Source organism: Hymenobacter glacialis (assembly GCF_001816165.1).
GTDB lineage: Bacteria > Bacteroidota > Bacteroidia > Cytophagales > Hymenobacteraceae > Hymenobacter > Hymenobacter glacialis.
Genome location: NZ_MDZC01000012.1, coordinates 1 through 343 on the forward strand (window position 1 = coordinate 1; position 343 = coordinate 343).

1 protein-coding gene is annotated in these 343 nt (G+C 67.3%); it reads left to right on the forward strand.

Annotated elements, in window-relative coordinates; all coding sequences use genetic code 11:
• On the forward strand, positions 1-343 hold a 343-nt coding region (locus tag BEN48_RS18940; protein ID WP_158010061.1), incomplete at both ends, for a YDG domain-containing protein.

A 343-nucleotide genomic window follows, 5' to 3' on the forward strand; every position in this document is an offset into this window, starting at 1 on the left:
CATCAACGCCCCGAACGCCACCACCAACGTGGACGCCGGCAACTACTCGCTGGCCAACGTTAACGCCTCGGCCACCAACGCGGCCTCCTACATCACGGCCAAGGCCCTGACCATCGCCCTCAACGCCACCAACAAGCAGTACGACGGCGGCCGCACGGCCAGCCCCTCGGCCTTCCTGGACGCGGCCACCAGCGGGTTGGTGAGCGGGGATAAGGTGGAAGTAAGCGCCAGCAACGGCCTGTTCGACACCAAGCGCGTGGGCACGGGCAAGACGGTGACGGCCACGGTGGCCATCAACGCCCCGAACGCCACCACCAACGTGGACGCCGGCAACTACTCGCTG